The 24,256-nt window shown below is 43.9% G+C and carries 26 protein-coding genes; 17 read left to right on the plus strand and 9 right to left on the minus strand.

The genetic code is table 11. The annotated features are described in order from the left end of the window. Nucleotides 1–64: 64 nt before the first annotated feature. The 5 genes from DSM107010_RS05585 (at nucleotide 65) to DSM107010_RS05605 (ending at nucleotide 3,171) form a co-directional block, all read left to right on the plus strand. Nucleotides 65–352 (plus strand): DUF2834 domain-containing protein, encoded by a 288-nt coding sequence (locus DSM107010_RS05585; protein ID WP_106169528.1) that lies wholly within the window; start codon nucleotides 65–67, stop codon nucleotides 350–352. Between the two features lie 149 nt (nucleotides 353–501). Beyond that, the gene (gene devC / locus DSM107010_RS05590) at nucleotides 502–1,662 is read left to right on the plus strand and encodes an ABC transporter permease DevC (protein WP_106169527.1); all 1,161 of its coding nucleotides are present in this window, start codon (nucleotides 502–504) and stop codon (nucleotides 1,660–1,662) included. A 76-nt stretch (nucleotides 1,663–1,738) separates the two neighbouring features. Next, entirely contained in the window at nucleotides 1,739–2,080 is a 342-nt protein-coding gene (locus tag DSM107010_RS05595) for a four helix bundle protein (protein ID WP_106169526.1), read from the plus strand. Nucleotides 2,081–2,147: 67 nt separating this feature from the next. After that, the gene (locus DSM107010_RS05600) at nucleotides 2,148–2,849 is read left to right on the plus strand and encodes a DevA family ABC transporter ATP-binding protein (RefSeq protein WP_106169525.1); all 702 of its coding nucleotides are present in this window, start codon (nucleotides 2,148–2,150) and stop codon (nucleotides 2,847–2,849) included. 34 nt (nucleotides 2,850–2,883) lie between these two features. Beyond that, nucleotides 2,884–3,171 (plus strand): hypothetical protein, encoded by a 288-nt coding sequence (locus DSM107010_RS05605; protein WP_106169524.1) that lies wholly within the window; start codon nucleotides 2,884–2,886, stop codon nucleotides 3,169–3,171. A 425-nt stretch (nucleotides 3,172–3,596) separates the two neighbouring features. On the opposite strand, the gene DSM107010_RS05610 is transcribed toward DSM107010_RS05605, so the two are convergent. After that, complete coding sequence (locus tag DSM107010_RS05610; protein ID WP_199755417.1) at nucleotides 3,597–5,684, minus strand: heavy metal translocating P-type ATPase; 2,088 nt, start codon at nucleotides 5,682–5,684, stop codon at nucleotides 3,597–3,599. A 167-nt stretch (nucleotides 5,685–5,851) separates the two neighbouring features. Here DSM107010_RS05610 and glmU point away from each other — a divergent pair, with 167 nt between their 5' ends. Then, complete coding sequence (glmU, locus tag DSM107010_RS05615) at nucleotides 5,852–7,234, plus strand: bifunctional UDP-N-acetylglucosamine diphosphorylase/glucosamine-1-phosphate N-acetyltransferase GlmU (protein ID WP_106170018.1); 1,383 nt, start codon at nucleotides 5,852–5,854, stop codon at nucleotides 7,232–7,234. A 106-nt stretch (nucleotides 7,235–7,340) separates the two neighbouring features. On the opposite strand, the gene DSM107010_RS05620 is transcribed toward glmU, so the two are convergent. Beyond that, complete coding sequence (locus DSM107010_RS05620; protein WP_106170016.1) at nucleotides 7,341–8,315, minus strand: isoaspartyl peptidase/L-asparaginase; 975 nt, start codon at nucleotides 8,313–8,315, stop codon at nucleotides 7,341–7,343. Nucleotides 8,316–8,497: 182 nt separating this feature from the next. After that, nucleotides 8,498–8,821 (minus strand): DUF1825 family protein, encoded by a 324-nt coding sequence (locus DSM107010_RS05625; protein WP_015153160.1) that lies wholly within the window; start codon nucleotides 8,819–8,821, stop codon nucleotides 8,498–8,500. Between the two features lie 258 nt (nucleotides 8,822–9,079). On the opposite strand from DSM107010_RS05625, the gene DSM107010_RS05630 reads away from it, so the two are divergent. Next, nucleotides 9,080–9,523, plus strand: coding sequence for an NINE protein (locus DSM107010_RS05630; protein ID WP_015153159.1), 444 nt, complete (start codon nucleotides 9,080–9,082; stop codon nucleotides 9,521–9,523). Nucleotides 9,524–9,599: 76 nt separating this feature from the next. Beyond that, nucleotides 9,600–10,115 (plus strand): ComEA family DNA-binding protein, encoded by a 516-nt coding sequence (locus DSM107010_RS05635; protein ID WP_015153158.1) that lies wholly within the window; start codon nucleotides 9,600–9,602, stop codon nucleotides 10,113–10,115. Nucleotides 10,116–10,132: 17 nt separating this feature from the next. On the opposite strand, the gene DSM107010_RS05640 is transcribed toward DSM107010_RS05635, so the two are convergent. Beyond that, complete coding sequence (locus DSM107010_RS05640) at nucleotides 10,133–11,557, minus strand: cytochrome P450 (protein ID WP_015153157.1); 1,425 nt, start codon at nucleotides 11,555–11,557, stop codon at nucleotides 10,133–10,135. Between the two features lie 308 nt (nucleotides 11,558–11,865). On the opposite strand from DSM107010_RS05640, the gene DSM107010_RS05645 reads away from it, so the two are divergent. From DSM107010_RS05645 to DSM107010_RS05655, 3 genes are all read left to right on the plus strand, one after another. Beyond that, a complete protein-coding gene (locus DSM107010_RS05645) occupies nucleotides 11,866–12,537 on the plus strand; it encodes a DUF1614 domain-containing protein (RefSeq protein WP_015153156.1) in 672 nt (223 codons plus the stop codon). Nucleotides 12,538–12,563: 26 nt separating this feature from the next. Then, nucleotides 12,564–13,034 (plus strand): phosphate-starvation-inducible PsiE family protein, encoded by a 471-nt coding sequence (locus DSM107010_RS05650; RefSeq protein ID WP_241994137.1) that lies wholly within the window; start codon nucleotides 12,564–12,566, stop codon nucleotides 13,032–13,034. A 73-nt stretch (nucleotides 13,035–13,107) separates the two neighbouring features. After that, nucleotides 13,108–13,305, plus strand: coding sequence for a hypothetical protein (locus tag DSM107010_RS05655; protein ID WP_199755418.1), 198 nt, complete (start codon nucleotides 13,108–13,110; stop codon nucleotides 13,303–13,305). A gap of 106 nt (nucleotides 13,306–13,411) precedes the next feature. Here the strand turns inward: DSM107010_RS05655 and DSM107010_RS05660 are convergent, their stop codons facing one another. Together DSM107010_RS05660 and DSM107010_RS05665 are read right to left on the minus strand one after the other, a co-directional pair. Then, nucleotides 13,412–14,503, minus strand: coding sequence for a spore photoproduct lyase family protein (locus DSM107010_RS05660; protein ID WP_106169458.1), 1,092 nt, complete (start codon nucleotides 14,501–14,503; stop codon nucleotides 13,412–13,414). Nucleotides 14,504–14,601: 98 nt separating this feature from the next. Further along, a complete protein-coding gene (locus tag DSM107010_RS05665) occupies nucleotides 14,602–14,958 on the minus strand; it encodes a hypothetical protein (protein WP_015153152.1) in 357 nt (118 codons plus the stop codon). A gap of 212 nt (nucleotides 14,959–15,170) precedes the next feature. On the opposite strand from DSM107010_RS05665, the gene DSM107010_RS05670 reads away from it, so the two are divergent. The 4 genes from DSM107010_RS05670 (at nucleotide 15,171) to DSM107010_RS05685 (ending at nucleotide 19,583) form a co-directional block, all read left to right on the plus strand. Continuing rightward, nucleotides 15,171–16,397 (plus strand): acyl-CoA dehydrogenase family protein, encoded by a 1,227-nt coding sequence (locus tag DSM107010_RS05670; protein WP_106169459.1) that lies wholly within the window; start codon nucleotides 15,171–15,173, stop codon nucleotides 16,395–16,397. Then, the gene (locus DSM107010_RS05675; protein WP_106169460.1) at nucleotides 16,381–17,247 is read left to right on the plus strand and encodes a PIG-L deacetylase family protein; all 867 of its coding nucleotides are present in this window, start codon (nucleotides 16,381–16,383) and stop codon (nucleotides 17,245–17,247) included. The genes DSM107010_RS05670 and DSM107010_RS05675 overlap by 17 nt, the downstream gene beginning before the upstream one ends. A gap of 116 nt (nucleotides 17,248–17,363) precedes the next feature. Beyond that, complete coding sequence (locus DSM107010_RS05680) at nucleotides 17,364–17,942, plus strand: class I SAM-dependent DNA methyltransferase (protein ID WP_015153149.1); 579 nt, start codon at nucleotides 17,364–17,366, stop codon at nucleotides 17,940–17,942. 474 nt (nucleotides 17,943–18,416) lie between these two features. After that, nucleotides 18,417–19,583, plus strand: a complete 1,167-nt coding sequence (locus DSM107010_RS05685; protein ID WP_106166663.1) for a baeRF7 domain-containing protein — start codon at nucleotides 18,417–18,419, stop codon at nucleotides 19,581–19,583. Between the two features lie 80 nt (nucleotides 19,584–19,663). Here DSM107010_RS05685 and DSM107010_RS05690 read toward each other — a convergent pair whose 3' ends face one another. The 3 genes from DSM107010_RS05690 to DSM107010_RS05700 form a co-directional block, all read right to left on the minus strand. Beyond that, nucleotides 19,664–20,554: a cyanophycinase gene (locus DSM107010_RS05690; protein ID WP_015153147.1), complete on the minus strand. Its 891-nt coding sequence runs from the start codon at nucleotides 20,552–20,554 to the stop codon at nucleotides 19,664–19,666. A 198-nt stretch (nucleotides 20,555–20,752) separates the two neighbouring features. Next, nucleotides 20,753–20,956, minus strand: coding sequence for a hypothetical protein (locus DSM107010_RS05695; protein ID WP_015153146.1), 204 nt, complete (start codon nucleotides 20,954–20,956; stop codon nucleotides 20,753–20,755). Beyond that, a complete protein-coding gene (locus tag DSM107010_RS05700; protein WP_106166664.1) occupies nucleotides 20,953–21,222 on the minus strand; it encodes a hypothetical protein in 270 nt (89 codons plus the stop codon). Before DSM107010_RS05700 ends, DSM107010_RS05695 begins: the two co-directional genes overlap by 4 nt. A 26-nt stretch (nucleotides 21,223–21,248) precedes the next feature. On the opposite strand from DSM107010_RS05700, the gene DSM107010_RS05705 reads away from it, so the two are divergent. Together DSM107010_RS05705 and DSM107010_RS05710 are read left to right on the plus strand one after the other, a co-directional pair. Continuing rightward, complete coding sequence (locus tag DSM107010_RS05705; protein WP_106166665.1) at nucleotides 21,249–23,159, plus strand: ATP-binding protein; 1,911 nt, start codon at nucleotides 21,249–21,251, stop codon at nucleotides 23,157–23,159. Nucleotides 23,160–23,376: 217 nt separating this feature from the next. Further along, the gene (locus tag DSM107010_RS05710) at nucleotides 23,377–24,234 is read left to right on the plus strand and encodes an SDR family oxidoreductase (RefSeq protein WP_015153144.1); all 858 of its coding nucleotides are present in this window, start codon (nucleotides 23,377–23,379) and stop codon (nucleotides 24,232–24,234) included. Nucleotides 24,235–24,256 lie beyond the last annotated feature (22 nt).

A 24,256-nucleotide genomic window follows, 5' to 3' on the forward strand; every position in this document is an offset into this window, starting at 1 on the left:
GAATCCTTAATAGAGCATCCTACAGTTGATTTTTCTCCTTTTTGCCTCGTTTAAGATTTACTTTATGAATAGCCTCTTAGCCTTCTCTGAAATTTTACCTTTTCTATTCGAGCAAGGATTCAACCCTCAAATCTTTGTACAACAGCTATTTACTAACAAAATTTCAACCTTATTTGGTTGGGATGTCATTGTTGCAGAATTAGTTTTGTGGGTATTTATTTTATGGGAAGGTTCGCGGCTAGGTATGAAATATTTATGGGTTTATTTTGCTAGTAGTTTAATTGGTATTTCTACAGGTTTACCGTTATTTCTTCTCATGCGTCAAAGATATCTCATTCAGAATTCCCAATAAATTATCGGAATAAGTTTAATTGACTACGACAAAGGTAAGGACGGGTTTACCAAGAAAATCTGTTTTGAACTAAGCATATTGATAAACCCGTCCCTACAAGTAATGGATGTACGCCATCAATTACCAATTACCCATTCCCAATTACCATTATGAAATGGCTGAAAAAAATTCCCCTCGCATGGCATCAATTAATGAAAGAAAAGACGCGGTTGCTAGTGGCGATCGCGGGAATTAGTTTTGCTGATATGCTGATCTTTATTCAACTGGGATTCAACGATTCTCTTTACGACAGTGCGACACAGACACAAAGTTTGCTACAAGCAGATTTGGTGATGATTAATCGGCAATTTGAATCGCTGTCTACGCTGCAAAGTTTTTCAAGGGAAAGATTGTATCAAACATTGGCATACAATGGCGTGTCTTCTGTCAGTTCAATTTATATTGGGAGAGGAGAATGGAAAAATCCTACAACGAGGATTGACAGAACGATTTTAATTTGGGGTATCGATCCAAATGCACCTAGCTTTGCCGTACCAGAAATTCAACAAAATGCGAAGCGATTGCAACTTTTAAATACTGCTTTATTCGATCGCGCTTCACGTCCAGAATATGGGGCGATCGCAGAAACAGTGGAAAAGCAAGGTAGCGTGGAAATACAGTTAAATCAGCAAAATATTCGGACAATTGGATTATTTAGAATTGGTGCATCTTTTGCGGCTGATGGGAATGTAATAGTTAGCAATTCAACTTTTCTCAAATTACTAGCCGATCGCAAATCGAATCAAATTGAAATTGGATTAATTCAACTCAAGCCAGGAACAAACTCAGAAACTGTCAAAGCACAATTAACAGCAAATTTGCCGAATGATGTCAGAGTCATGACACCACAAGAATTTGCAGAAGTAGAAAAATACTACTGGGAAAGCCAAGGTGCAATTGGATTTATCTTTGGGCTTGGTGTGGTTGTAGGAATTATTGTAGGCATTGTCATTGTTTACCAAATTCTCTACACCGATGTTGCCAATCACTTACCAGAATACGCCACGCTTAAGGCAATGGGATATAGCGATCGCTATTTATTAAGCGTTTTGATTCAAGAATCAATAATATTAGCAATTTTGGGGTATATTCCTGGTTTTCTGATTTCTTTAGGACTATATCAAGTTGCAGCAGCAGCAATTTTAATGCCAATTGGAATGAAAGTAGAACGAGCAATCTTTATATTAGCAATTACGTTTATTATGTGTAGTATTTCTGGGGCGATCGCCATGCAAAAATTGCGTTCTGCCGATCCTGCTGATGTTTTTTGATTGGTAATGGGTAATGGGTAATTGTTGGTTAGCAAGGGGAAATATAAGACATGGAGTATAAGATGAGAGTTGTTGAGTGGCTAGACCTGACTATGAGAGTTTGGAAGTGTATAAGTTGGCTGAACGCTTAGCGAATACAATTTGGCAGATTGTTCAGCAATGGGATGGTTTTACTAAAGATACGATGGGAAAACAAATTGTCCGCGCTGCGGATAGTATTTGTGTCAATATTGCAGAAGGGCGCGGTCGTCATAATTTCAAAGATAATCAGAGGTTTATAAAGATAGCTAAAGGATCTTTGTATGAAACCATTAGTTGGTTACGCTTAGCATATACTCGAAACCTTCTTAATACCGAACAATCAGCTAAACTTAAACCAATAATTGACGAATTAATTCCTAGATTGAACGCTATCTAAAATCTTTGGAAAATGGATAGCTTACAATTACCAATTACCCATTACCAATTACCCATTACCCATTACCATGCAACCTGTCATTTCTATTCAAAACCTCAATCATTACTTCGGACAAGGGGAACTAAAAAAACAAGTTTTATTTGATATTAATTTGGAGATTATGCCTGGAGAAATTATTATTATGACTGGTCCTTCTGGCTCTGGGAAAACAACATTATTAACCTTAATGGGAGGGTTGCGATCGGCTCAAGAGGGTAGCTTAAAAATTTTAGGACAAGAAATTCGCGGGGCAAACAAACAACTATTAACTCGGTTGCGCTGCCAAATTGGATATATCTTTCAAGCACATAACTTGATGTCATTCTTAACTGCAAAACAAAATGTAAGAATGTCTTTAGAATTACACGATCGCTATCTTGCTGAAGATTTAAATGCTAAAGCCACAGCCATGCTAGAAAGCGTTGGCTTGGGAAATCGAGTCGATTATTATCCAGAAAACCTCTCAGGAGGACAAAAACAACGAGTCGCGATCGCCCGTGCGTTAGTCAGTCATCCTAAAATTGTTCTAGCAGACGAACCAACAGCCGCACTTGACAAACAATCTGGACGTGATGTGGTAGAGATTATGCAGCGTTTGGCAAAAGAACAGGGTTGCACCATCCTGCTTGTCACCCACGATAACCGCATTCTCGACATCGCCGATCGCATTGTTTACATGGAAGATGGTTATTTAGCCAATAATCCGAATTCAGCTGTCTTGGGTGAGTAGATATATATGGAGTCACTACCCAGGAGAATCAAAAGTGGATAATTTAAACGCTACTAATATCTGCCAAACACCTAACGCTTGGGCAAATACTAAAACTTGGCAGGAGACTTGTAGCAAATTTAACGCAGACGCGCAAACCAGTCACAACGATTTGCTGATTCCATCGGCAATTGTAGTATTACCTATATTTATGCTCGTATCAATACTCGTGACTAGAAAGTTACGCCGACACTATCATCGTCAGCAGCAGAGAAATAGAGCATTTGCCCGTTTGCAAAAAGTTGCACTGCTAGAGCGGATGTTATCTATTAAGGTTAAGTAGTCAATGATATGTGTGATGAGCTTGATAAACTGACTAGACTCAGTAGCAAATACATAGTATAAATAAAGCATTTGAATTAATTAATTTATCAAAATCAGGTGCGATCGCGTCTAAAGTTCGATATTTATACAACTCAATATTTCTACTAATAGCTTAGCCATGACCAGAAACAGCGAAGATGAAGATAAACATCTGTTTGAAATGGGTCTTGTCTACGGAGCTATTTTAGGATGTCTGGGTTTAATCGCGCTAATTATGTTCTCTGAACCAAGATTAATTATTGCATGTTTGATATTTCTAATTTGGATTCTAGTTTTCTCGTTAATTTAGAAATTTCTATTAGATATCAGTGACTAGTGGCTAGTAGTTAGTGGCTAGTTTCTCAATTTCTAGTCACCAGTCACTAGTCACCATCCACTCACAAATTACCAATTTCTTAGCAATCTTAAACCACTCAAAGTCACAATGACAGTCGATCCTTCATGACCAATTACACCAATTGGCATATTCATGTTGCCAGTAAAATTAGCAATGAGTAGTAACACAATAAAGCTGAGAGCAAAGGTAATATTTTGTTTGATAATTCTTTGCGATCGACGACCTAAATGAATTGCTACTACTAATTTTTCTAAACGATCTGCCATCAAAACAAGATCGGCAGTTTCTAAAGCAACATCGCTACCAGTCACACCCATAGCAATACCTACCGATGCTTGAGCTAAGGCTGGTGCGTCGTTGATGCCATCTCCTACCATAGCTACAGTTTGATATTGGCTCTGAAGCTGACGAATAATTTTGACTTTATCTTCAGGTAATAATTCAGCATGAACGCGATCGATCCCCACAGATTGGGCAATGCGATCGGCTGTACGCTGATTGTCGCCTGTTAATACGATCGTTTCCTCAATTCCTAATTGTTTTAGCCGCTTGATGACTTCCACAGCCTTGGGACGTAGGGTGTCGGCTACTGCCACAATCCCAATGATTTCACTTTCTCGTGCTACCCAGATGACGGTTTTACCTTCGGCTTCGAGGTGTTGGGATAGTTCGGGAGTTGTAGGAGCGGGTTTTGACCAAAAATCGCCAGATGGAATTGTCAAGCTATCTGCTAAACTCGCCCGTACAGAGGAATCGGGAGTCGGTAGGGGCGCACTGCTGTGCGCCCTTACAGGGAAGTTATTAGTTAATTCCAAATTTTGAATTTTGAATTTTGAATTTTGAATTAAAAAATCAGCTTTTCCTACTAGGACTTGCTGGCTATAAACCTCCCCAATAATTCCTTGTCCTGGGTGAGAATATACACCAACAGCAGGAACGAATTCGATTTGTTTTTGTTGGGTAGCGGTGACGATCGCTTGTCCGATAGGATGTTCGGAATAGGCTTCTAAAGCAGCAGCAATTTGTAAAACTTCATCGACTGAATGCCCAGTGGTAGGGATAACTTCTGTGACTGCTAATTTGCCCGTGGTGAGAGTTCCAGTTTTATCAAATGCGATCGCTCGCACTTTTCCCATCATCTCTAACTGCGCCCCACTTTTAAATAAAATTCCCTGTCTTGCACCGTTAGCAATTCCCGATAGCAATGTCGGCATAATTGCTGCCATTAACGCGCAAGGAGAGGCAACAACGAGAAAAATTAAAGCGCGATAAATTGTTGTTTCCCAACTCCAACCCCAAATAAATGGGGGTAAAATTGCCAATAAAATCCCAGCAAGAACGATAACTTTGGCATAGCCGCGCTCAAAACGTTCGATAAACATTTGCGAGGGAGGCGCTTCTGTTTGGGCTTGTTTGACTAATTGAATGATGCGCTGAATTAGACTGCTTTCCGGCGGCTGATGCACTTGCAGAATTAAAGCACCGTTACCGTTCAAAGTTCCTGCAAAAACTTCATGCCCTACAGTCTTTTCTACTGGCAAAGACTCCCCCGTAATTGCTGCTTCGTTGAGGGTGCTGTAACCTTCTTGAATGATGCCATCGGTGGGAATGAGTTCCCCAGGTTTAACCAAAATGCGATCGCCAACTTGTAACCGCTCGACATCAACCAACTTTTCCTGTCCGCGATCCACTACCCTAGCTGTATCGCTACTCAGACTCATCAAACTGCGAATATCTCGTTCCGTACGCTGCATTGCATAGCCTTCCAGCGCCCCACTGATAGCAAAAATTAAAATTAGAACTGCGCCATCGACAATTAGGTAATATTCCCGCCGCCACACACCTAATCCCGCCGCCCCCAAAGCAGCGACAATCATCAATAAGTCTACATCCAACTCTTTTTCTTGCCACAGAGTTGTCAGCCCCTCCTTCGCGCTCTCATACCCGCCGATAACGTATGCTGCTGGTAGTAACAATAATCCCAGCCCGAGCCAACCTATTTGGAGCGCTATCCAGCCCAAAAGTACCAATACAGCACAAACAAAAGCAGCGATCGCATCTAGATGTTCTCGACTGAAAACTCGAAATAAAGTTTTCGATAAGGTTTTGAAACGGGTAATCGCGAAGTAAGTCATAGCAACCGCACATACACCCTCTCACCCTAAACCTTGACATCAATGTCAATGTCAAGTCATTGGTCACTGGTCACTGGTCACTGGTCACTGGTCACTGATAACTAGTCACTAGTCACCGATTCCTTTATCCTTGAATAGGCGAATAGCAGATAGCCAAGTCTAAACATATGGTAGCGGTAGCAATTTTGGCAGCTGGGCGCGGTACGCGAATGAAATCGACGTTGCCCAAAGTTTTACATCAAATCGGAGGGCGATCGCTGATCGAACGAGCGATCCTGGGTAGTCTGGAAATCTCTCCCAATCGAGTTTTGGTGATTGTGGGATATCAAGCCGAGCAAGTGAAGACAGCTCTTTTAGATCCCAACCGCTCGCTTGTCTCTAATTCCTTGCCAAAGTTGGAGTTTGTCGAACAAACCGAGCAGTTAGGTACGGGTCACGCAATTCAGCAAGTCCTGCCACATTTAGAAGGCTTTCAAGGGGATTTATTGGTGTTGAATGGTGACGTTCCCCTGTTACGACCCCAAACTCTACAACGGCTGATTCAAACCCACAAACAGCACCAACATGCTGCTACCATTCTCACGGCTCAACTTTCCGATCCTCAAGGTTACGGACGGGTATTTTGTAACGGTCAAAACATCGTCCAGCAAATTATTGAAGACCGCGACTGTAGCGCGGCTCAAAAGCAAAATCGTCGCGTTAATGCTGGGGTATACTGTTTTCGCTGGCAAGATTTAGCGAACGTACTACCGCAACTACAAGCAAACAACGACCAAAAAGAATACTATTTGACAGATGCTGTAAATTTGCTCCAACCTGCGATGGCGGTTGATATCGAAGACGAACAAGAAATTTTGGGAGTCAACGATCGCGAACAGTTAGCAACAGCCTACGAGATTTTACAAAGACGCATCAAGTCCTATTGGATGTCAGCAGGAGTGACGCTGATCGATCCAGCTAGTGTCACAATTGATGACACGGTAAAGATTCAACCAGATGTTGTCATTGAGCCACAAACCCACCTACGGGGTCAAACCGCGATCGCCTCTGGCTGTCGGATTGGACCGGGTAGTTTAATTGAAAATAGTCAGATTGGCGAAAACGTCACCGCGATGTATTCTGTTGTCAGCAACAGCATTGTTGGTGCTGAAACTCAAATCGGTCCCTACGCTCACCTACGAGGTCAGGTTGAAGTTGGCGCGGCTTGTCGGATTGGCAATTTTGTGGAATTGAAAAATACGAAATTAGGAGCAGAAACCAAAGCTGCCCATTTATCGTATTTAGGCGATGCCACCATTGGGGAACAAGTCAATATTGGTTGCGGTACGATTACAGCTAACTATGATGGTGTAAAAAAGCATCCTACTAAAATTGGCGATCGCAGTAAAACGGGTGCTGATAGCGTCCTCGTCGCTCCAATCGCGATCGGACAGGATGTCAACATTGCCGCAGGCTCGACTATTACCGAAGACGTACCCGACGATTGTTTGGTTATTGCCAGATCGCGTCAGGTCGTCAAACCTGGCTGGAGGCTGAAGTCGAAGGAGTGATTAGTGACTAGTAGCTGGTGACTAGAATTAGTCTCCCTTGTCCCCCTTGTCCTCCTACTCCCCCTTGTCCCCTTCCCTAGCCACTTAGTCACTAGCCACCAGCCACTCAAATACAACCAACCTGCGTCCCTACGGGCAATTCCAAAGTATCGCCAATGCGATCGCCATTGTGGAAAGCAGCCAAGATCACGTCGCTAGTTTTACCCCAAGCGATCGCCCCAGAAGCATCAAGGGCGATCGCCCCTAAGTCTCGCTGGCGATCGCTGGCTTCAGTAAACGATCGTTGCATCGCATCTAACAAAGACATACCATCCGTGACGCGGACGACGATCCGCGCTGCCAAACACTCATCGATGATGTCTTCGCCGATTCCCGTACAGCTTACGGCAGCGTGTGCTGTAGCATAATTTCCCGCAGGCATGGCAGAATCGCTGACACGTCCGATGCGTTCAAACCCTTTACCACCTGTAGATGTACCAGATGCTAGCTTTCCTTGGCTGTCTAGCACGACTACGCCAATTGTCCCCCGTCTAGCACTTGTATCGACAACTGCGGTGTCTGCATCATCTCCTACCCCGACTTCTGCCACTACCGCCGCCATCGTCTTTGTGAAATTTTCCTGCCTTTCTTGCAGCCATTCGTTGAGACGACGCTCTGTAATCGGATCGTAACTAGGCAGTTGCAGTTCTCGCAATAGTTCTGCTGCCCCAAAGTCTGACAACACGCGATCGGGGGAGTTTTGTAAATATAATGCTAGTTCGATTGGATGCTGGACTCGCGAGACATTGATCGTACCGCTAAATCTTTGAGCAATACCATCCATCAGCGCCGCACTCATGCGAATTTGTCCGTCCGATTGCAGCACCGATCCCGTTCCAGCATTAAACAAGGGATCGTCTTCTAACATTTGGCAACCACGTACCACTGCCTCGCAAGCACTCTTTCCTTCTCGCAGTAAAGCATAAACATCTTCAATAACCGGGTAGAGCGATCGCCTCACTGCTTCCACTCCACCTTTGCCGTGTAGCGAACTGCCTGCACCACCATGAATAATGACTTTTGGTTGCACGTCTAACTCCATTTCGTCTCCGTGCTTAAAAGTACCACAAAGAGGCTAGAACAGCGACCAGCAATCGGTGATTAGTTCTCAGTTGTCAAAAGCCATAAGTAGAAAACACTTACGACTGTACGGGCGGGTTTACCTGAAATATTTGTCAGAGTCAGATTTCTTTTGTGAACCCGCCCCCTACAACTTACTCCTCATTAGGACTGACTCTCTAGCTCTGCTTTCATCCGCTCCAAAGTATTATGCATTTGCTCAAACATTTGCTGCGGCGTGATCCCAAACTGATTGAGCTGAGTTCTAAGTTGTTCTACCGTCATTTGTGCCATAAAGTCTTCTGAAAGTTCAAAGCGCTTCATAAAAATCCGATAGCGCTCCATCATGGCTTCCATTTGATCGATATATAGCTTTTTTCCTTCGCGGTCAAATTTGCCGTAGCTATTCCCCAGCTTGATCAGCGCTTGATAATCCTCAAACAGCTGTTTGGCTTCCTGTTGAACTATATCAGAATCAAAAAATCCCATAGCGCTTGTAATTATTTGAGTGAGGCACTCAGAGTTTTTATAGGTACGTCTAATATCATTCTAGTTTAGACGACAATTTAATACAGCAGTCATTGGTCATTGGTCATTGGTCATTGGTCATTGGTCACTGCTCGTGCGCTCCCTGCTCCCTGATAACTGATAAGGGAATGAATAATATAGAAGGTAAGGTAGTTCAAAAAGCGATCGCTGGCTTGACAAAATACCTTTAATCCCCCCTTTTCCTTTGGAGTTGTCCTCATGAGCATCGTCAGCCAACAAAAAAATCGTAAAGTTGCTGCTACTCTGGCTTTTGCTTGTACGGTGTTGCCGATGCCAATCGCTGGATTGCACAAGTTTTACTTGGGACAGCCTTTGTGGGGACTGCTTTATCTACTGCTCTCATGGACACCTATACCCCGCGTAGCTAGCGCCATTGAAGGGTTTTGGTATTTAGTACAAGACAGTGAGGAGTTTGACCTCAACTTTAATTCTGAATTCGGTGAATTAGGTATGTCTGGAACGAGCGTAACTAATCTTGCCAATTTTTCCATTTTATCTAAACGCCCCTCAACTACAGTCATGCCAGCCCGAGTGAGCGCGATCGCAGATGCCATGAGAGAATTAGACAATCTCCGCCAAGAGGGGTTAATCTCGGAATACGAATTCGAGCAAAAACGCCGCCAGTTATTAGATAGTATTTGAAATAAGTCGGAAGTCTTAAGTAAAGAACATCTAGCCACTAACCACCAGCCACTAACCACTGATAACTGACTGCCAAATGTTAAGCTGGCTGCAAATTCAAACGATCCGCAATAGATTGCTAAACGATCCCTATTATCGGTTGCAATCATTAGAAGAAATTGCTGTGGCGGTGTCTTTAGGAATTCAGATTGATGTCAACCAGGCAACGGTAGATGACTGGTTGAGGCTACCGGGACTTTCCATACATCAAGCGCGATCGCTCGTTCAACTCAGCCATGCTGGGGTACAGTTTTATTGTATTGAAGATATTGCCGCTGCTTTGAGCGTTCCCGTACAACGCCTCGCACCCTTGACACCAATCCTCAAATTCTGTTACTACGATGCAGAGACTTCTCCTCTGATTCGCCTCAATCCCAATACAGCGACAGTAGAAGATTTAATCCAAATTCCCACTATGGATTTGGCATTAGCGCAAGCAGTTGTAGAAAATCGTCAGATGGCTGGTGCTTATCGAAATTTAGTTGATTTTCAAAAACGATTGTCCCTTCCAGGTCAGATTATTTCTCAGTTAATGCATTATTTAAGTTTTTGAGTCTCATCTTAAGTCACTTAGCGATCGCTCGTCAGCAATACTTTTGAATTTTGACTTTCCACTTTTGACTTTTGCTGCACGACCATTTTCATATTAGCTGGAGGAGCAACTGTTAAACCGCGACGAGTTGGTTTGACAGGACGGTTACTTGCTAATTTGAGATCGTAATTTGAAAGCATATTTGCTAATACTAATTTCATTTCAAATAAGGCAAAAGCTGCACCGATACAGCGGCGATTGCTACCACCAAAGGGTAGATACTCGTAAGGAGAAAATTGCCGTTCTAAAAAGCGTTCTGGAATGAATTGTTTAGGTTGAGGATAGAGATCCTCGCGCTGGTGGGTGAGATAAATAGAAATCACCACGATCGCACCTGACTCCAACTGATAACCGCCAATTTCCATTGGGACTTTCAGAATGCGCGGAAAGGGACTAATTGCAATTGGATAGATGCGGAGAGTTTCGCAACAAACAGCATTCAAGTATGGTAGTTTAGCGATCGCACTCGGGTCGGGATTGTCTCCTAGCGAGTCAATTTCTGCTTGTAACTTTTCTTTAACTTCCGGCAGGCGATCGAGCCAATATAATGCCCAGGCAAGTGCTGAAGCAGTCGTTTCGTGTCCGGCAAATAATAAAGTTAGCAGTTCGTCGCGCAATTCTTCATCGGTCATGGGTTGACCTGCTTCGTCTCGCGCTGCTAGTAGTAAAGAAAGAATATCATCGCGCGGTGGAGACGTTACATGTAACGTCTCTACACGTTGTAACATCTCTGCACGTCTTTGTTGAATTTCTGCAACTAACAGATCGTCAATTTGCTGTTTCATTTGCAAAAACAGTCCCCAAGGACTCCACTTTCCCCAATCTTTTTGTAGGGAAGGGAAGAATAGTACCATCGAACTTACAGGGGAACTGACAGTTTCTAACAGAGAGGTTAGCAGTTTTCGTAGGCGATCGTAACGTTCTCCACCATCCAAACCAAAAACAGCGCTGAGGATGACGCGCATCGAGATTTCTTGTGTCGCAGCACGAACGGTTATCGATTGTCCCGATCGCCACTGACTGGTAACTTGTGTAGTAATATCCCAAATAGTTTGTCCGTAAGTTCGCAAGCGATCGCCGTGAAAGGGTGGCATTAATAACTTACGCTGACGCTGATGTTTCATCCCGCCGAGTAAAATCAGCGAATTAGCTCCTAATAACGGTAGTAAAACATCATTGCCGCTATTAGTATCAAAAAACTCTGGATTTGCTCCTAAAACTTGCTCGATCGCGGCTGGATTGCTCAAATATACCATCGACGGTGAGGCATTCTTGGCGATCGCAAAGATATCTCCATACTTTTTCGCCCGTGCCTCCATCACCTCAAATGGGCGTAAGATCCAATTAATAAATCTCAGTCTCCGCAGCCAAGGCGGACCACTGGGACCATCAGGTAATCGCATACTAGGGGTTAGGGGTTAGGGGTTAGGGGGGACAAGGAAGACAAGGCGGACAAAGAAGCTGTTCTAGCCATCAGTCACCAATCACTGTTTTATTCTAATGCTCTTATAGCTGTAGCGGTTAGCTAATCTAAGGCGATCGCACCTCATACACAATTTACTCCGATTACAATACACTTCTAGCAGAAGAAGTGAGTAGCGAGCAGTGATGAATATTGACTAGTGCGCGATAGAAGTGGTGCATGACTGATGGAACCAGCTTCTTGCCTCTAGTCACCAGCCACTAGCCACTGGTTCCACTGATAACTGATATGTTCTACCTCCCTGTTTCCATATTGCTGTTTATTTTACTTTTGTTAGTATTTCCTTTTATTTGGTTCGCGCTGACACTGGATGTTGTCCAGATAGCAGTAGCAAAATTAGGGTTTTCTGCCAATGCTGCTCTATTTTTATTGGCAGCAATAATTTTTGGCAGCACAATTAATATTCCTTTATACAAGGTAGAATCTCAAGTTGAAATCATCGATGATTACAGCAATCTGTGGGTACGACAATTTTTCGGTATTCCCCTACCGCGCATTCGTCAAAAAACAATTGTTGCTTTAAATGTCGGTGGTGGTTTAATTCCCGTTCTTGTAGCTTTATACCAATTTCGCCATGCTAATCCACTAGCAATTGTTTTAGTCACGGCAATTGTGACAATTGTAAGCTACTACGCTGCTCGTGTCGTACCAGGAATCGGAATTCAGATGAATCCGTTGCTGGCTCCAATAACCGCCGCGATCGCGTCTGCTTTCATCACTAGAGGAATCCACGCCGCACCCGTCGCTTTTGCTGGCGGCGTGTTGGGAACTTTAATCGGTGCGGATATTTTACACTTAAAAGAAATTCAGCGCATGACACCAGGAGTTCTTAGTATTGGTGGTGCTGGCGTGTTTGACGGAATTGCCTTGTGTGGTTTATTTGCTCTTTTGCTATCGTAGTTTCTAGATTCTGCAACTTAGGAGAGATGGAGCATCGATTCAAAATGCAGCTTGGCAACTGGTTTCAAATAGAAAAAATTATTCGTAATTTAGAAGTAATTCAGAATTTTATTGTAGTATCTTTATGTTTTGGTTTATTCTGTGTCATGATAATTCGGCTAGGAGATATGTTTATCTCTCTGCTACATCCTTTAGAATTTCAGCGCGTCACTTCTGACATTCTATTCATTTTAATTTTAGTAGAATTGTTCCGCTTATTAATTATCTATTTACAGCAGCAGCAAATTTCGGTTGGTGTAGCAGTTGAAGTATCAATCGTTTCTGCATTGAGAGAAATAATTCTACGAGGTGTATTAGATATTCCTAGTAGTCAAATGATAGGAATTTGTAGTTTCTTAACCGTGTTGGGTTTACTACTCTTAGTTCGTGCTTGGATGTCACGCATATACGATCGTCCTATGAGTTCTCCAGTAGAATCAGCAAAACCAGAAAAATAATTATTGTCAAACTAAGCGACGGTCAGCGATTATCAGTAAATATTGACCTCATGAGATGATTTGAAAAATGAGTATGGAAAACCGTTTAGCAGCCTTTCGTAAATTGCCATTAAGAGCGCAACTAGCTCTAATTAACTCAACTCGCGACAATTCAGTATTGAGCCAAAAAACAGAATATCTCGACAATTTAGAACGCATTCATGCAGAATGCCTCAACTCAGCAACTCCAGAACAAAAAATAGCCTATGAAAAGGCTAAAGAAAATTTATGAAAGGAAGTCAAAAGTCAAAAGTCAAAAGTCAAAACTGAGGATCCAGGAGTTAAAGGGATTTCGCGCACCACTCACTAATGACAAACAACTAATGACTAATGACTAATTAAGTCCAATACAAAACTTTTGCTTGAGGAAAACGCTGTTGAATCTGGCGCTCGAAAAATCTGCGTAACTCTCTCATCGTGTCAGAATCGTATACGTATTTCGTACCACCAAACTTATTGCGCTTGACGCTGCGCTTTGACTCGTCCATGTCTAACTTAGTCTGAGGATACCAAGAAAGCAAAACTTCTTTGGAACCTGGAGTAAAACGGTGAGAAATCAACTCAAAAGTCAAATCGCAATCGAAATCTAATGCTTCGCTAATCGCGTCAAATAACTGGGTGTAATGCGATTCCCAGTCTTCCATATCCATAATGGGTGCAATGACTAACCCCACAGGATAACCGCCACCACCTTGCGATCGCGGTAATGCTAGCTTTCTTAACGCCTGCAATCTCGCGCCTACAGAAGCCGTACCACCTTCAAATCGTCCCGATATAGGTGCGGCGTTAACGCTGACGCGACAGCGCGTATGACCGTTGTGAGGCAGCTCTAATAGGCTATCTACGTTATCAAATTTCGATACCCAACGCAGATATCCATCTTGGCGCGTCCCAAAGTGGCGGATGCACTCAGCCAAACTACCCGTAAGATGCTCTATCCCTAAAGGATCGGTGTAGCAACTCACCTCAAAACTAGTCGCTCTACCAGGCTGTTCGTATGAGGTAGTATTGGCTAAAATCTGCGGTAAATTGGCAAAAACACGAATGACTGGTGGACCTTGCAAGCTTCCAGCTAAATAACAATATTGACAATGTGCCGGACAGCCTTCAGCCAGATGAAACTGCCAGTCAGCCGAGGGAGGAATAGGACTCAGTTTCAAAGCACTTGGTGGTGCGGTGACAACAGCGAGGGTGCGCTTGGCAATATCATAGGTTTCGCGATCGCTCTCTCCCCTTAAACCTGTCAAACGGTTGCGCGGTAACTCTTCTACTGGTAGGTTGAGCGCCTGTACCCGTGCTAAAATCTGCTGAGCGTAGGGTTCCGCTAAAGCTGCGGGAGTAAATATGACTCGTTCTGGCATCCACAATCGCGCCGAACGGACTTGCATTTGCGAAGACGGTTGATTGAATTTGTCTTGTGCGATCGTCATGCGAGAAAAATCACGATATAGTTTGCATCTTGTAGAGACGTTGCATGTCATCGTATAGAGACGTTACATGTAACGTCTCTACACGAGGTTGAATGTGTCTATTCTTCGATCGCTCCCTTAATCCGTCGTTCTAAGCGATCGAGATCTAACTCACCTTCATCGCGGACAATCCGGCGAATAGTCGGGTTAATATTTTGCAGATCGATGAGTAAATCCTGCAAAATCTCTTGTTGCTGGCGAGACTGGGTAATGTCGCGTGGCTCTTGGACTAAATCCCGTACAATCGAGTCTTCTGCACGCGAAGCCACAACCGGATCGACTTGCCCTTCAAGGTGTACGAATGTCCGCCGTCCTGGTCCCCGATCTTCCTCAATCGGTACAATCGATGTCACTTGGTCGGAACGGACGTACTTGCCATAGCCGAGGTGTACTAGCACCGATGACTGTATTTTCATGTAGTGGATCTAAAGCTGTCTGATGTGATATATCTATTATGACAAAGGTATGATGTACCTGAACTGTACCTATAGAGCGGGTTCTACGAGTTTTTAGTAGTGCTAACCGTTAAGCAATATTTCTTTAGTAGCGGGTAGATCGAGTCAGAAGATAGATGTCTTCTAGTTAATCTGGATACATCATCATTTATAGATGTTTGCAGATAAAACCAGTGAGGAAAGTAGATACGATCGCGCCACTATCAACCAATGAGATCGGTCAACAAAAGTTATCTCTGGTTGAAGTATTAGTCAAAGCTGAGGAAATTGCCGATTTCTGTGCGAGTAACGCTGCGGCAATTGATGTCAATGGAGCCTTTCCAGTCAAAGAATTTGAGTCGATCGCCCAAGCTGGTTTACTAGCAGCACCTTTACCGCCAGAATTAGGTGGACTGGGGTTAGGAATTGACTCTAGCCGCACCTGGGAAACGTTGCAATTGCTCAAACAGATCGGACGCGGGAATCTTGCCGTAGGGCGAATCTATGAGGGACATGTTAACGCCTTACAATTAATTCAAACATTTGGGACGAAAGCACAAATCGAAGCATATGCCAGCGATGCCCGCGATCGCCATAAAATATTTGGCGTATGGAATGCCGAAGCGAGCGATGGCGTGAAAATCTTCCCAATGGGAGATGGCAAATTTCAGTTGCAAGGATCGAAAACCTTTGCTTCTGGTTCTGGCTACGTAGAACGTCCTTTTGCTAGCGGTGCTTTACCAGATGGCAGCTGGCAAATGTGTATCGTCCCGATGGAAGAAGTCGCTACAGTCAGCGATCCGGCTTGGTGGCAACCTTCAGGAATGCGGGCAACAGCAAGCTTTAAGGTAGATTTCAGTGGGGTAGAACTGGATGCTGGGGCGCTGATTGGTAAACCAGGAGACTACTACAGACAACCTTGGCTGACCACAGGAGTGATTCGGTTTGCTGCCGTACAGCTAGGTGGGGCAGAGTCATTATTTAACGAAACCCGCAAGTATCTCGACAAATTAGGCAGAACTCTCGATCCGTATCAACAGACGCGGGTGGGGCAAATGGCGATCGCCATTGAAAGCGGTAATCTGTGGTTGCGTGGCGCAGCAGATTTAGTCAAAGCATACGCCCCTACTTTTGCTGGTGATGCCAATACCTCCAACGAACAAGCAGACAAGTTAGTTGCCTATGCCAATATGGTACGCACGGCGATCGAGCAAACCTGCATGGATGTAATTCAACTGTGCGAACGCTGTGTGGGGACGCGGGGTTTACTACCACCAATTCCAATGGAACGGATTATTCGAGATCTGACATTATATCTGCGTCAACCTGCATTTGATGCGGCGATCGCTAATGTCGGACAGTATGCCCTATCTGAATCCTCATCTGCACACTCTCTCTGGTCTTATGAGTCCGATAACTAACAAGTCGCTGTTTAGCGATCCGGCTACATTACCTTGGCGTAGCGTGGCTGAAATTGCCAGCAAATCTGGGTATAGGGACGCACAGCCGTGCGCCCCTACCAAGGCACAGGGGACGATCGCTAAATCTGTACTGGTAGTTGCACCACATCCCGATGATGAAACTTTAGGTTGTGGGGGTGCGATCGCCCTATTACAATCTCTAGAGTGTCGGGTAAACGTATTAGTTATCAGCGATGGTACGATGTCTCACCCGCGATCGCGCCAGTATCCCGCAGCCAAATTGCGATCGCTGCGCGAAGGCGAAACCCGCACTGCTACAGCGACTTTAGGGATCGAGGCATCTGCGGTAGATTTTCTTAGATTACCGGATGGAGCAGTACCTACTCCAGAAATGCCAGATTTTTCAGTCGCAGTTGAAATGTGTCGCGATCGGATCACAGCCATAAAACCCGATATAGTGTTTCTTCCCTGGCGCTACGATCCTCACCCCGATCATCGCGCTACTTGGCAGATCGTTCATTATGCCATCGTGGGGGCGCACGGCTGTGCGCCCCTACATCCCCAAAATTCGCCTCGATTCATTGAATATCCGATTTGGGATTGGGATGAAACGCAAAGAAGCGATCTAGCAACAGGCGATCGCATTACAGCATGGCGGTTAGATATTAGCGATGTTGTCGAAGTGAAAAAACAGGCGATCGCGGCGTATCGTTCTCAGACAACGAATCTAATTGACGACGATCCAGAAGGCTTTCGTCTCACGCCAGAGATGTTAGCAAACTTTACTCGTAATTGGGAAGTGTATATAGAAGAAGATCCCCCCTTACCCCCCTTTTCAAGGGGGGAATAACAAAGCCCCCTTTTTAAGGGGGTTGGGGGATCGAATCTAGGAAGAAAGAGGGGACAAATGCCCCCTTTTTAAGGGGGTTGGGGGATCGAATAGAGCAAGAATATTTGGAGTGAGATATGAAACAATCTTTACCAGCCAGTTACTTTGACAATCTTTACACCGCCGATCCCGACCCGTGGAAATTTGAAACCAGCGAATACGAAGCAAATAAATACGCTGCCACGATCGCCGCTTTACCCAGATCGCGCTATCATTCTGCATTTGAAATTGGCTGTTCGATTGGAGTCTTAACCGCAAAATTAGCCAATCGTTGCGATCGCCTATTATCTGTAGACTTATCGGAACCAGCCTTAAACCGTGCTATAAAACGTTGCGAATCTCTCCCACACGTCCGCTTGCAACTCATGGGAGTACCGCAAGAATACCCCGATGAAACCTTCGATCTAACTCTAGTTTCCGAAGTCGGATATTACTGGTGCTGGGAAGACTTGAGAAAAGCACAACAACTGATTCTTTCTCACCTAGAACCAGGCGGACATTTACTCTTAGTTCACTGGACTCTCTACGCCAAAGACTATCCACTCAGCGGCGATGAAGTCCACGAAGCATTTTTAGAATTAGTCCCTACTCAACTACGCCATCTCAAAGCACAAAGAGAAGAACAATATCGGCTCGATTTATTTGAGAAAGTTTAATTTGTCATTTGTCATTTGTCATTAGCAAGTGAGCGCCATAGCATCTGACTTTCTTAATTGCGAAAGAGCGAATTGCAAATTGGTAGTGATGCGTGGTAAGTGGTGCGCGAACGATTAATTCCGAATGCCGTAGCTTGCTTTCCCGTAAGGGTATTCGGAATTTCCAATCTTCTGTACTAGCCTCCTTCAAAAGAAAGGAAGATGCAAAAGCAGATCTCCACACTAGAGAGTGATGAAGGCTGACGAGTCTCGAAGTGAAATAGAACTATAACAACCAGTACTGGAATTGCGATCGCCATTTCAAGGGTCATTTGTGATTCCTAACCGCAAGCGATCGAAGATTGGTGACTAGCGACTAGAGATAAAACTAGCCACCAGTCACTAGTCACCAGGCACTCATTTAACTGGAGATAAAACTAGCCACCAGTCACTAGTCACTAGCCACTCACTAACGATCGATGACAATTTTTGCATATGCTTTTATTAACTGTTGATGAACTCAAAAATTTAGTTGCAAAAGCTAAACCTCCCTGTGTCTCCTTGTATATGCCAATGCAAAAAGGAAGTACAGAGGTTAGACAAAATCCAATTCGGTTCAAGAATCTCATTCGTCAAGCTGAGGAACGCTTAGATGCAATAGGAATCCGCAATACAGAAGCAGTAGACTTCCTCAAAGCTGCCCACGAACTAGATACACCTGAATTTTGGGAAGAACATCAAGAGCGGGGACTAGTTATCTTTGTCTCCCCAGATGTCTTCCGTTACTATCTACTGCCTGACGAAGTTCCAGAAATTGTAGTAGTCGATGGTCAATTTCACCTCAAACCGCTACTACCCTTGATTCAAAATAATGGGCGATTTTACGTGCTGGCGCTGAGTCAAGATAACGTTAGATTTTTTCAGGGGACGCGCTACAGCATCAAAGAAATTGAGGTGGAAAATCTACCAAAAAATATGGAAGAAGCACTTCAATATGACGAGACTGCTGGAGAAGGACAACAGCGAAATGCTACAGGCAGAGGAACTAATCCAGCATCACAACCTGGCGAATTTCACGGTCAAGGAAGCCCCGATCGCGACGAACACCAGAAGGATATTTTACAATTCTTCCATTTAATCGATCGCGCTTTACACCCAAAACTCAAAACTGCATCAGCGCCTCTAGTTCTAGCAGGTGTAGAATACCTGTTTGCCATTTATCGCCAAGCTAATAGCTACCAACACTTGGTAGAAGAAGGCATTAATGTCAATGTAGATATTGTTAAGCCAGAAGAACTTCGCGATCGCGCTTGGTCGTTGGTAGAACCGCAGTTTCTCCAAGCACAGCAGCAGGCAATGGAGCGATATCAAGAATTAGCAGGAGCTAGTACGGGCAAGGCTTCTGACGACTTAACAGAAATCGTTCCCGCCGCTTATTACCAACGAGTAGATTCTCTCTTTGTCGCTAGCGATCGCCAGCTTTGGGGTGATTTCAATACAGAGACAATGGCAGTGAATTTACACTCAGAACCGGAACCAGACGATGAAGATCTGCTCGATTTTGCTGCCGTCTACACTCTCTTGAATGGTGGTACGGTTTATGCTCTTGCACCAGAGGATTTACCTACCTCTGCCCCAGCAGCAGCTATTTTCCGCTTCTAAGCGAATAGAATTCATAGTGGTTTCTCTGTACGTCCCTACCAGCAACCCTTTTGGGCGACTTATAGTCGCCTTTAGGGATTTTAGACAGTTGCCTGACTAGTTGCTACATTGCCATTAGTCGCCCCGTTATTCGAGGTCGAACTTTCCAAAGTTGAGTTATTCGAGGTTAAATTTTCCAGAATTGGCTTACGAGTTTTCAGATCGAATTTGTAACCGTGGGGCAAAATGTGAAGTCTTGAGCCACATATTGCCAGCGGTTCATCTTTTAAGATCTCGCTTACGTTAGTGTAAGTTGCTTCTGATTCATCAACTATAGTGACAGAACCTTCGCCAATCACTTCAAATTGACTATCGGTCACTACCATAGCCGTATTTTCGTCAATCCCAAATCCCAGAACGGCTGGTTGTTGCGCTAAGGCAGAAATTAAGCGCCCTAACCGTCCCCGTTGAGAAAAATGCTGGTCTATCACCACTCCTGGTAAAAATGCCATTCCTGGTCCCAATTCCACCGTATCCATGCGGGGATGAGTTTCTCCGTCTCCTTCAACAATCATCACATCTGGCATCACCGCTGCACCCGCGCTCGTACCTCCTACAACGACTCCTTCGCCAAAACGCTTGTGAATGAGTGCATCTATGTCTGTATCTTTGAGAATATCGGTGATCCGGGCTTGGTCGCCGCCAGTAAAAAAGATTCCCGTGGCTTTTTCGATCGCTTCTAGGGCAGTAGAGGATCTAGCATCTTCGCGGGTTTCGGTGTCAACTATACGAGCATCTTCCGCGCCCAGACGCTCAAATACTCTGATATAGTTTTCTCCTACATCTCTCGGTAATTCCGTGGCTGCCGTCATAATCACAATTCGTGCTTTTGTTCCCCCAGCACGGCGCACGAATTCCCGCAAAACTTGACATTCACCTTCTTTATCTTCTGCACCGCCAATAATGACTAGCGCCCCCCGATTGTTACTCATATTCGTATCCATACCATACTTTAAGTGAGTATTCTCAAGAAAACATAACAAATATTCTGGTTAAAACCGTCTTCTGGTAGATTCCGATACAGAATTATAAAAATTAACATAGTAGGCATATTTGGTCGCGATCGTCACGGACAAAAAAAGACCCCTCGTAAAGGGTCTACGTCCAGTAATGTAATGTAATTCTTAGTTTTAATTGCGATCGCACCGAGCGACTAAATCGCTGAGAAAAGAGCGTGCTTGTGCCAGAGAAAGATGTCGAGGCTTACCATTAAAGACAATTTGGTACTCTTTTTCATTCGCACCGTCACCGTAGCCGGAAATCAATTTGCGGTGAAAAGCTTCCTCCGCCAGATATCGGACTTCGTTTCTTAGATCGGTTACTGTACCTTTCATATGTCAACGATTCCAAACAATTTATTTATTCTTTTAGTTATATAAAATTTCTGCTTGCCCTCACACCTTTCCAAAGTTGTATTTTTCGCTACCGTATTATCTGCTATAAATGGCAAGTGGGAATATACCAATCGGATGATACTGTGGTTATTTGTCATTGGTGATTGGTGATTGGTAATTGGTAGTTGGTAGTTGGTAGTTAGTAGTTGGTAGCTGGTAGTTGGTAGTTGGTAGTTGCTTCCCTGCTCGCTGCTCTCTTGCTTCACTGATAACTGAAAAAAGGAGGATAAAAATGGTAATAGATACAAGTACTGATGTCGTGCGCGTTAATGCTAGAAAGACCGATATTTTCGATCTATTCAACTTCAAACATTACATTGGTTCTAATCCCGAGCTAAATACGGCAGCATGTACTTTTGACTTTGCTTTGACGGGATATCAAGAGCCGCTATCAATAGAAAATTACGTAGAAAAAATTAGCGATCGCTATCCCCACTTGCGCGAGGAAAAATACGAATCTCACGCTCATTTGTTTGCACGAACATTATCAGAAGTTAGCAAACTAGATATGGGTTTGCACTTCCACTGTTGGAACGTAAAACCGTTAGAACGAGGGGCAAGAATTAGCGTTCAGTCGCTCCATACTCGAACGACGCGATCGGTCATTTACTTTGTCTGGGACTGGTTTGAAGCTATGACATTAGACGAAGAAATTGCCTTTGACGAACAGATGCGTAATCTACAAAATATCTTTCGTCGGTCTGTTTATGGTGGTCCTACCGTTTACTCGCTCTTGCGCAAAGCTAACGAAAAAGGTATTCCTGCTTTTTATTTGTGGGATGAAGGACTGATGCAATACGGATACGGTCGCAAGCAAGTGCGTGGCATAGCAACCACATTTGACGGCGACAGCCATATAGACTCGGACTTTACCACCCGTAAAGATGACTGTAAAGCTTTTCTAGCCACCCTTGGCTTTCCAGTTCCAGGCGGAGAAATCGTCACTAGTCGCGAGGGAGCTTTAGATGCAGCCGAGGATATTGGTTATCCCGTCGCCATCAAGCCTGTTGTCGGTCATAAAGGGATTGGCGTAACCGCCGATGTCAGAGACTCTGAGGAGCTAAGAGCTGCTTTTAATCGCGCTGTCAAAGCAGTTCCAGAAGAACAGCCAATTCGGATCATTGTCGAAAAAAGTATTTCTGGTGCTGATTTCCGCTTGCTGTGCGTCAACGGTCGATTTGTCGCGGCAACAGAACGCCGTCCCGCTTCAGTAGTTGGGGATGGATATTCAACAATTTCAGAACTGATCGATCGCGAAAACCGTTCTGATGCACGTAGAGACACGCCAACTTCTGCCATGAGTAAAATCCAGCTTGATGAAGCAATGGATATGTATTTGGAGGAGCAAGGCTTATCTCTTGACAGCGTTATTAAAGAGGGACGGAGAGTGTATTTGCGTAAAGTTGCCAACCTTTCCTCTGGTGGTGTAAGTATTGATGCCACACCTACAGTTCATCCTGATAATATGATTCTGGCGCAAGATGTCGCCCAGCATTTTCGCCTCACTTGTTTGGGAATCGATGTCATTTCTGAAGATTTGGCAAAATCTTGGAAAGATAGCAGCTTTAGCATTCTCGAAATTAATGCTGCGCCTGGGATTTTTATGCACCTTAACCCCGCCGTAGGCGAGAGTGTTGACGTACCTGAAAAGATTTTAGAAACCTTTTTTGACGGAGGAACTGAAGCGAGGATACCGATAGTTACCTTTAACCGAATTAAGGTAGCGGAACTACAAGCAACTATCGACCAAATTTTATCTCACCACCCCGATTGGGTGATTGGTGCTGCGTGTCGAGATGGCGTTTATATCAATCGTGCCGAAAAGATTTTGCATCGAGATTACAATACAAACGTTCAAAATTTGTTGCGCAATCCCAAACTCGATCTATTAATAGTTGAGTATGAGGAAGATGTTTTAGCAACTCAAGGAATGTTTTATTACGGCAGTAATATGGTTGTTTTGGATAATCCCACAGAAATTGAAATGATGTTGGCGCGAGATGTTTTTGAGAACTCTACTATAATCATCAAGCAGGGAGATCGTGTTTCAATTCGCCGTCAGGGATTACTCGAACAATATACTTTGGGTGTAGATGAACCATTTAGCCGAGTGTATTTGAAGGAAATTCCGACAATTTTGTAGTCGATCGCTGATGCTAATTTACTTTTTGACTGCGAAGAAGATCCCCCAACCCCCTTAAAAAGGGGGCAATAGTTTCCTCCCTTAAAAAGGAAGGTTGGGAGACTATTATGAGACCGTGTAGAGACGTTACATGTAACGTCTCTACACGGGAAACATTCACAAATCAATGTGGATTGCTATATGCTGGAAGCGATCGCCTGCTGATTCGGAAGCATAAATGAAATCTATCGTCATTACAGGAGTTTCTACAGGGATTGGGTTTGGTGCAGCAAAAGAATTTGTGACTCATGGCTATCACGTATTTGGTAGCGTGCGACGAGAAGCCGATGCTACCAGGCTACAAGCTGACTTAGGAGATAATTTCACGCCGCTGATTTTTGATATTACTGATATAGACGCTGTACGATCTGCGGCTTGCCAAGTAGAAAAAATTCTTGGCGATCGCAATTTGAGTGGATTAATTAATAATGCAGGAATGGCTACGAGTGGTACTTTAATGCATCAACCACTCGAAGAAATTCGGTTGCAGCTTGAAGTTAATGTTGTCAGTCAAATTGCCGTAACTCAAGCTTTTTTACCTTTGTTGAGAGCAAGAGAAAATAACGGTTATAAACACCAATCTGGTAGAATTATTAATATCAGTTCTGTGTTGGGAAAATTAGCCGTTCCTTTTCTTGGTGCTTATGTTGGTAGCAAACACGCCTTTGAAGGAATTTCCCATAGCTTACGCCGAGAATTACAATTATATGGTATAGACGTAATTATTATTGCGCCTGGAGCAGTTAGCACGGCAATTTGGGATAAAGAATCAGCCCAAGATGTTAGCAAATATCTGACCACTGATTATGCGGAATCAGTAACGACTTTTCAAAAGCATTTCGTCCAACAAGGTAAAAAAGGTTATCCTCCAGAGGTTTTTGGTAAATTTATTCGCAAAGTTTTTGAAACTCCCAAACCGAAAACTAAATATGCGATCGTCCCTAATCTTTTACTAGATTGGATAATTCCTACCGCTTTACCCGCTCGATGGCTGGATAGAATCATTGGCAAAAAAATAGGTTTGTTTCAGAAATAAAGTTCATTCAAGTATTAAGTCT

The sequence above is a fragment of the Chroococcidiopsis cubana SAG 39.79 genome (genome assembly GCF_003991895.1).
In the GTDB taxonomy this organism is placed as follows: Bacteria; Cyanobacteriota; Cyanobacteriia; order Cyanobacteriales; family Chroococcidiopsidaceae; genus Chroococcidiopsis; species Chroococcidiopsis thermalis.

Excerpts from the sequence above, each read along its gene's own strand:
- DSM107010_RS05585 (WP_106169528.1), top strand. The coding sequence starts at position 65 with ATGAATAGCCTCTTAGCCTTCTCTGAAATTTTACCTTTTCTATTCGAG.
- devC (WP_106169527.1), top strand. The coding sequence starts at position 502 with ATGAAATGGCTGAAAAAAATTCCCCTCGCATGGCATCAATTAATGAAA.
- DSM107010_RS05600 (WP_106169525.1), top strand. The coding sequence starts at position 2,148 with ATGCAACCTGTCATTTCTATTCAAAACCTCAATCATTACTTCGGACAA.
- DSM107010_RS05610 (WP_199755417.1), bottom strand. The coding sequence starts at position 5,684 with ATGACTTACTTCGCGATTACCCGTTTCAAAACCTTATCGAAAACTTTA.
- glmU (WP_106170018.1), top strand. The coding sequence starts at position 5,852 with ATGGTAGCGGTAGCAATTTTGGCAGCTGGGCGCGGTACGCGAATGAAA.
- DSM107010_RS05620 (WP_106170016.1), bottom strand. The coding sequence starts at position 8,315 with ATGGAGTTAGACGTGCAACCAAAAGTCATTATTCATGGTGGTGCAGGC.
- DSM107010_RS05625 (WP_015153160.1), bottom strand. The coding sequence starts at position 8,821 with ATGGGATTTTTTGATTCTGATATAGTTCAACAGGAAGCCAAACAGCTG.
- DSM107010_RS05630 (WP_015153159.1), top strand. The coding sequence starts at position 9,080 with ATGAGCATCGTCAGCCAACAAAAAAATCGTAAAGTTGCTGCTACTCTG.
- DSM107010_RS05635 (WP_015153158.1), top strand. The coding sequence starts at position 9,600 with ATGTTAAGCTGGCTGCAAATTCAAACGATCCGCAATAGATTGCTAAAC.
- DSM107010_RS05640 (WP_015153157.1), bottom strand. The coding sequence starts at position 11,557 with ATGCGATTACCTGATGGTCCCAGTGGTCCGCCTTGGCTGCGGAGACTG.
- DSM107010_RS05645 (WP_015153156.1), top strand. The coding sequence starts at position 11,866 with ATGTTCTACCTCCCTGTTTCCATATTGCTGTTTATTTTACTTTTGTTA.
- DSM107010_RS05650 (WP_241994137.1), top strand. The coding sequence starts at position 12,564 with ATGGAGCATCGATTCAAAATGCAGCTTGGCAACTGGTTTCAAATAGAA.
- DSM107010_RS05655 (WP_199755418.1), top strand. The coding sequence starts at position 13,108 with ATGGAAAACCGTTTAGCAGCCTTTCGTAAATTGCCATTAAGAGCGCAA.
- DSM107010_RS05660 (WP_106169458.1), bottom strand. The coding sequence starts at position 14,503 with ATGACGATCGCACAAGACAAATTCAATCAACCGTCTTCGCAAATGCAA.
- DSM107010_RS05665 (WP_015153152.1), bottom strand. The coding sequence starts at position 14,958 with ATGAAAATACAGTCATCGGTGCTAGTACACCTCGGCTATGGCAAGTAC.
- DSM107010_RS05675 (WP_106169460.1), top strand. The coding sequence starts at position 16,381 with ATGAGTCCGATAACTAACAAGTCGCTGTTTAGCGATCCGGCTACATTA.
- DSM107010_RS05680 (WP_015153149.1), top strand. The coding sequence starts at position 17,364 with ATGAAACAATCTTTACCAGCCAGTTACTTTGACAATCTTTACACCGCC.
- DSM107010_RS05685 (WP_106166663.1), top strand. The coding sequence starts at position 18,417 with ATGCTTTTATTAACTGTTGATGAACTCAAAAATTTAGTTGCAAAAGCT.
- DSM107010_RS05690 (WP_015153147.1), bottom strand. The coding sequence starts at position 20,554 with ATGAGTAACAATCGGGGGGCGCTAGTCATTATTGGCGGTGCAGAAGAT.
- DSM107010_RS05695 (WP_015153146.1), bottom strand. The coding sequence starts at position 20,956 with ATGAAAGGTACAGTAACCGATCTAAGAAACGAAGTCCGATATCTGGCG.
- DSM107010_RS05705 (WP_106166665.1), top strand. The coding sequence starts at position 21,249 with ATGGTAATAGATACAAGTACTGATGTCGTGCGCGTTAATGCTAGAAAG.
- DSM107010_RS05710 (WP_015153144.1), top strand. The coding sequence starts at position 23,377 with ATGAAATCTATCGTCATTACAGGAGTTTCTACAGGGATTGGGTTTGGT.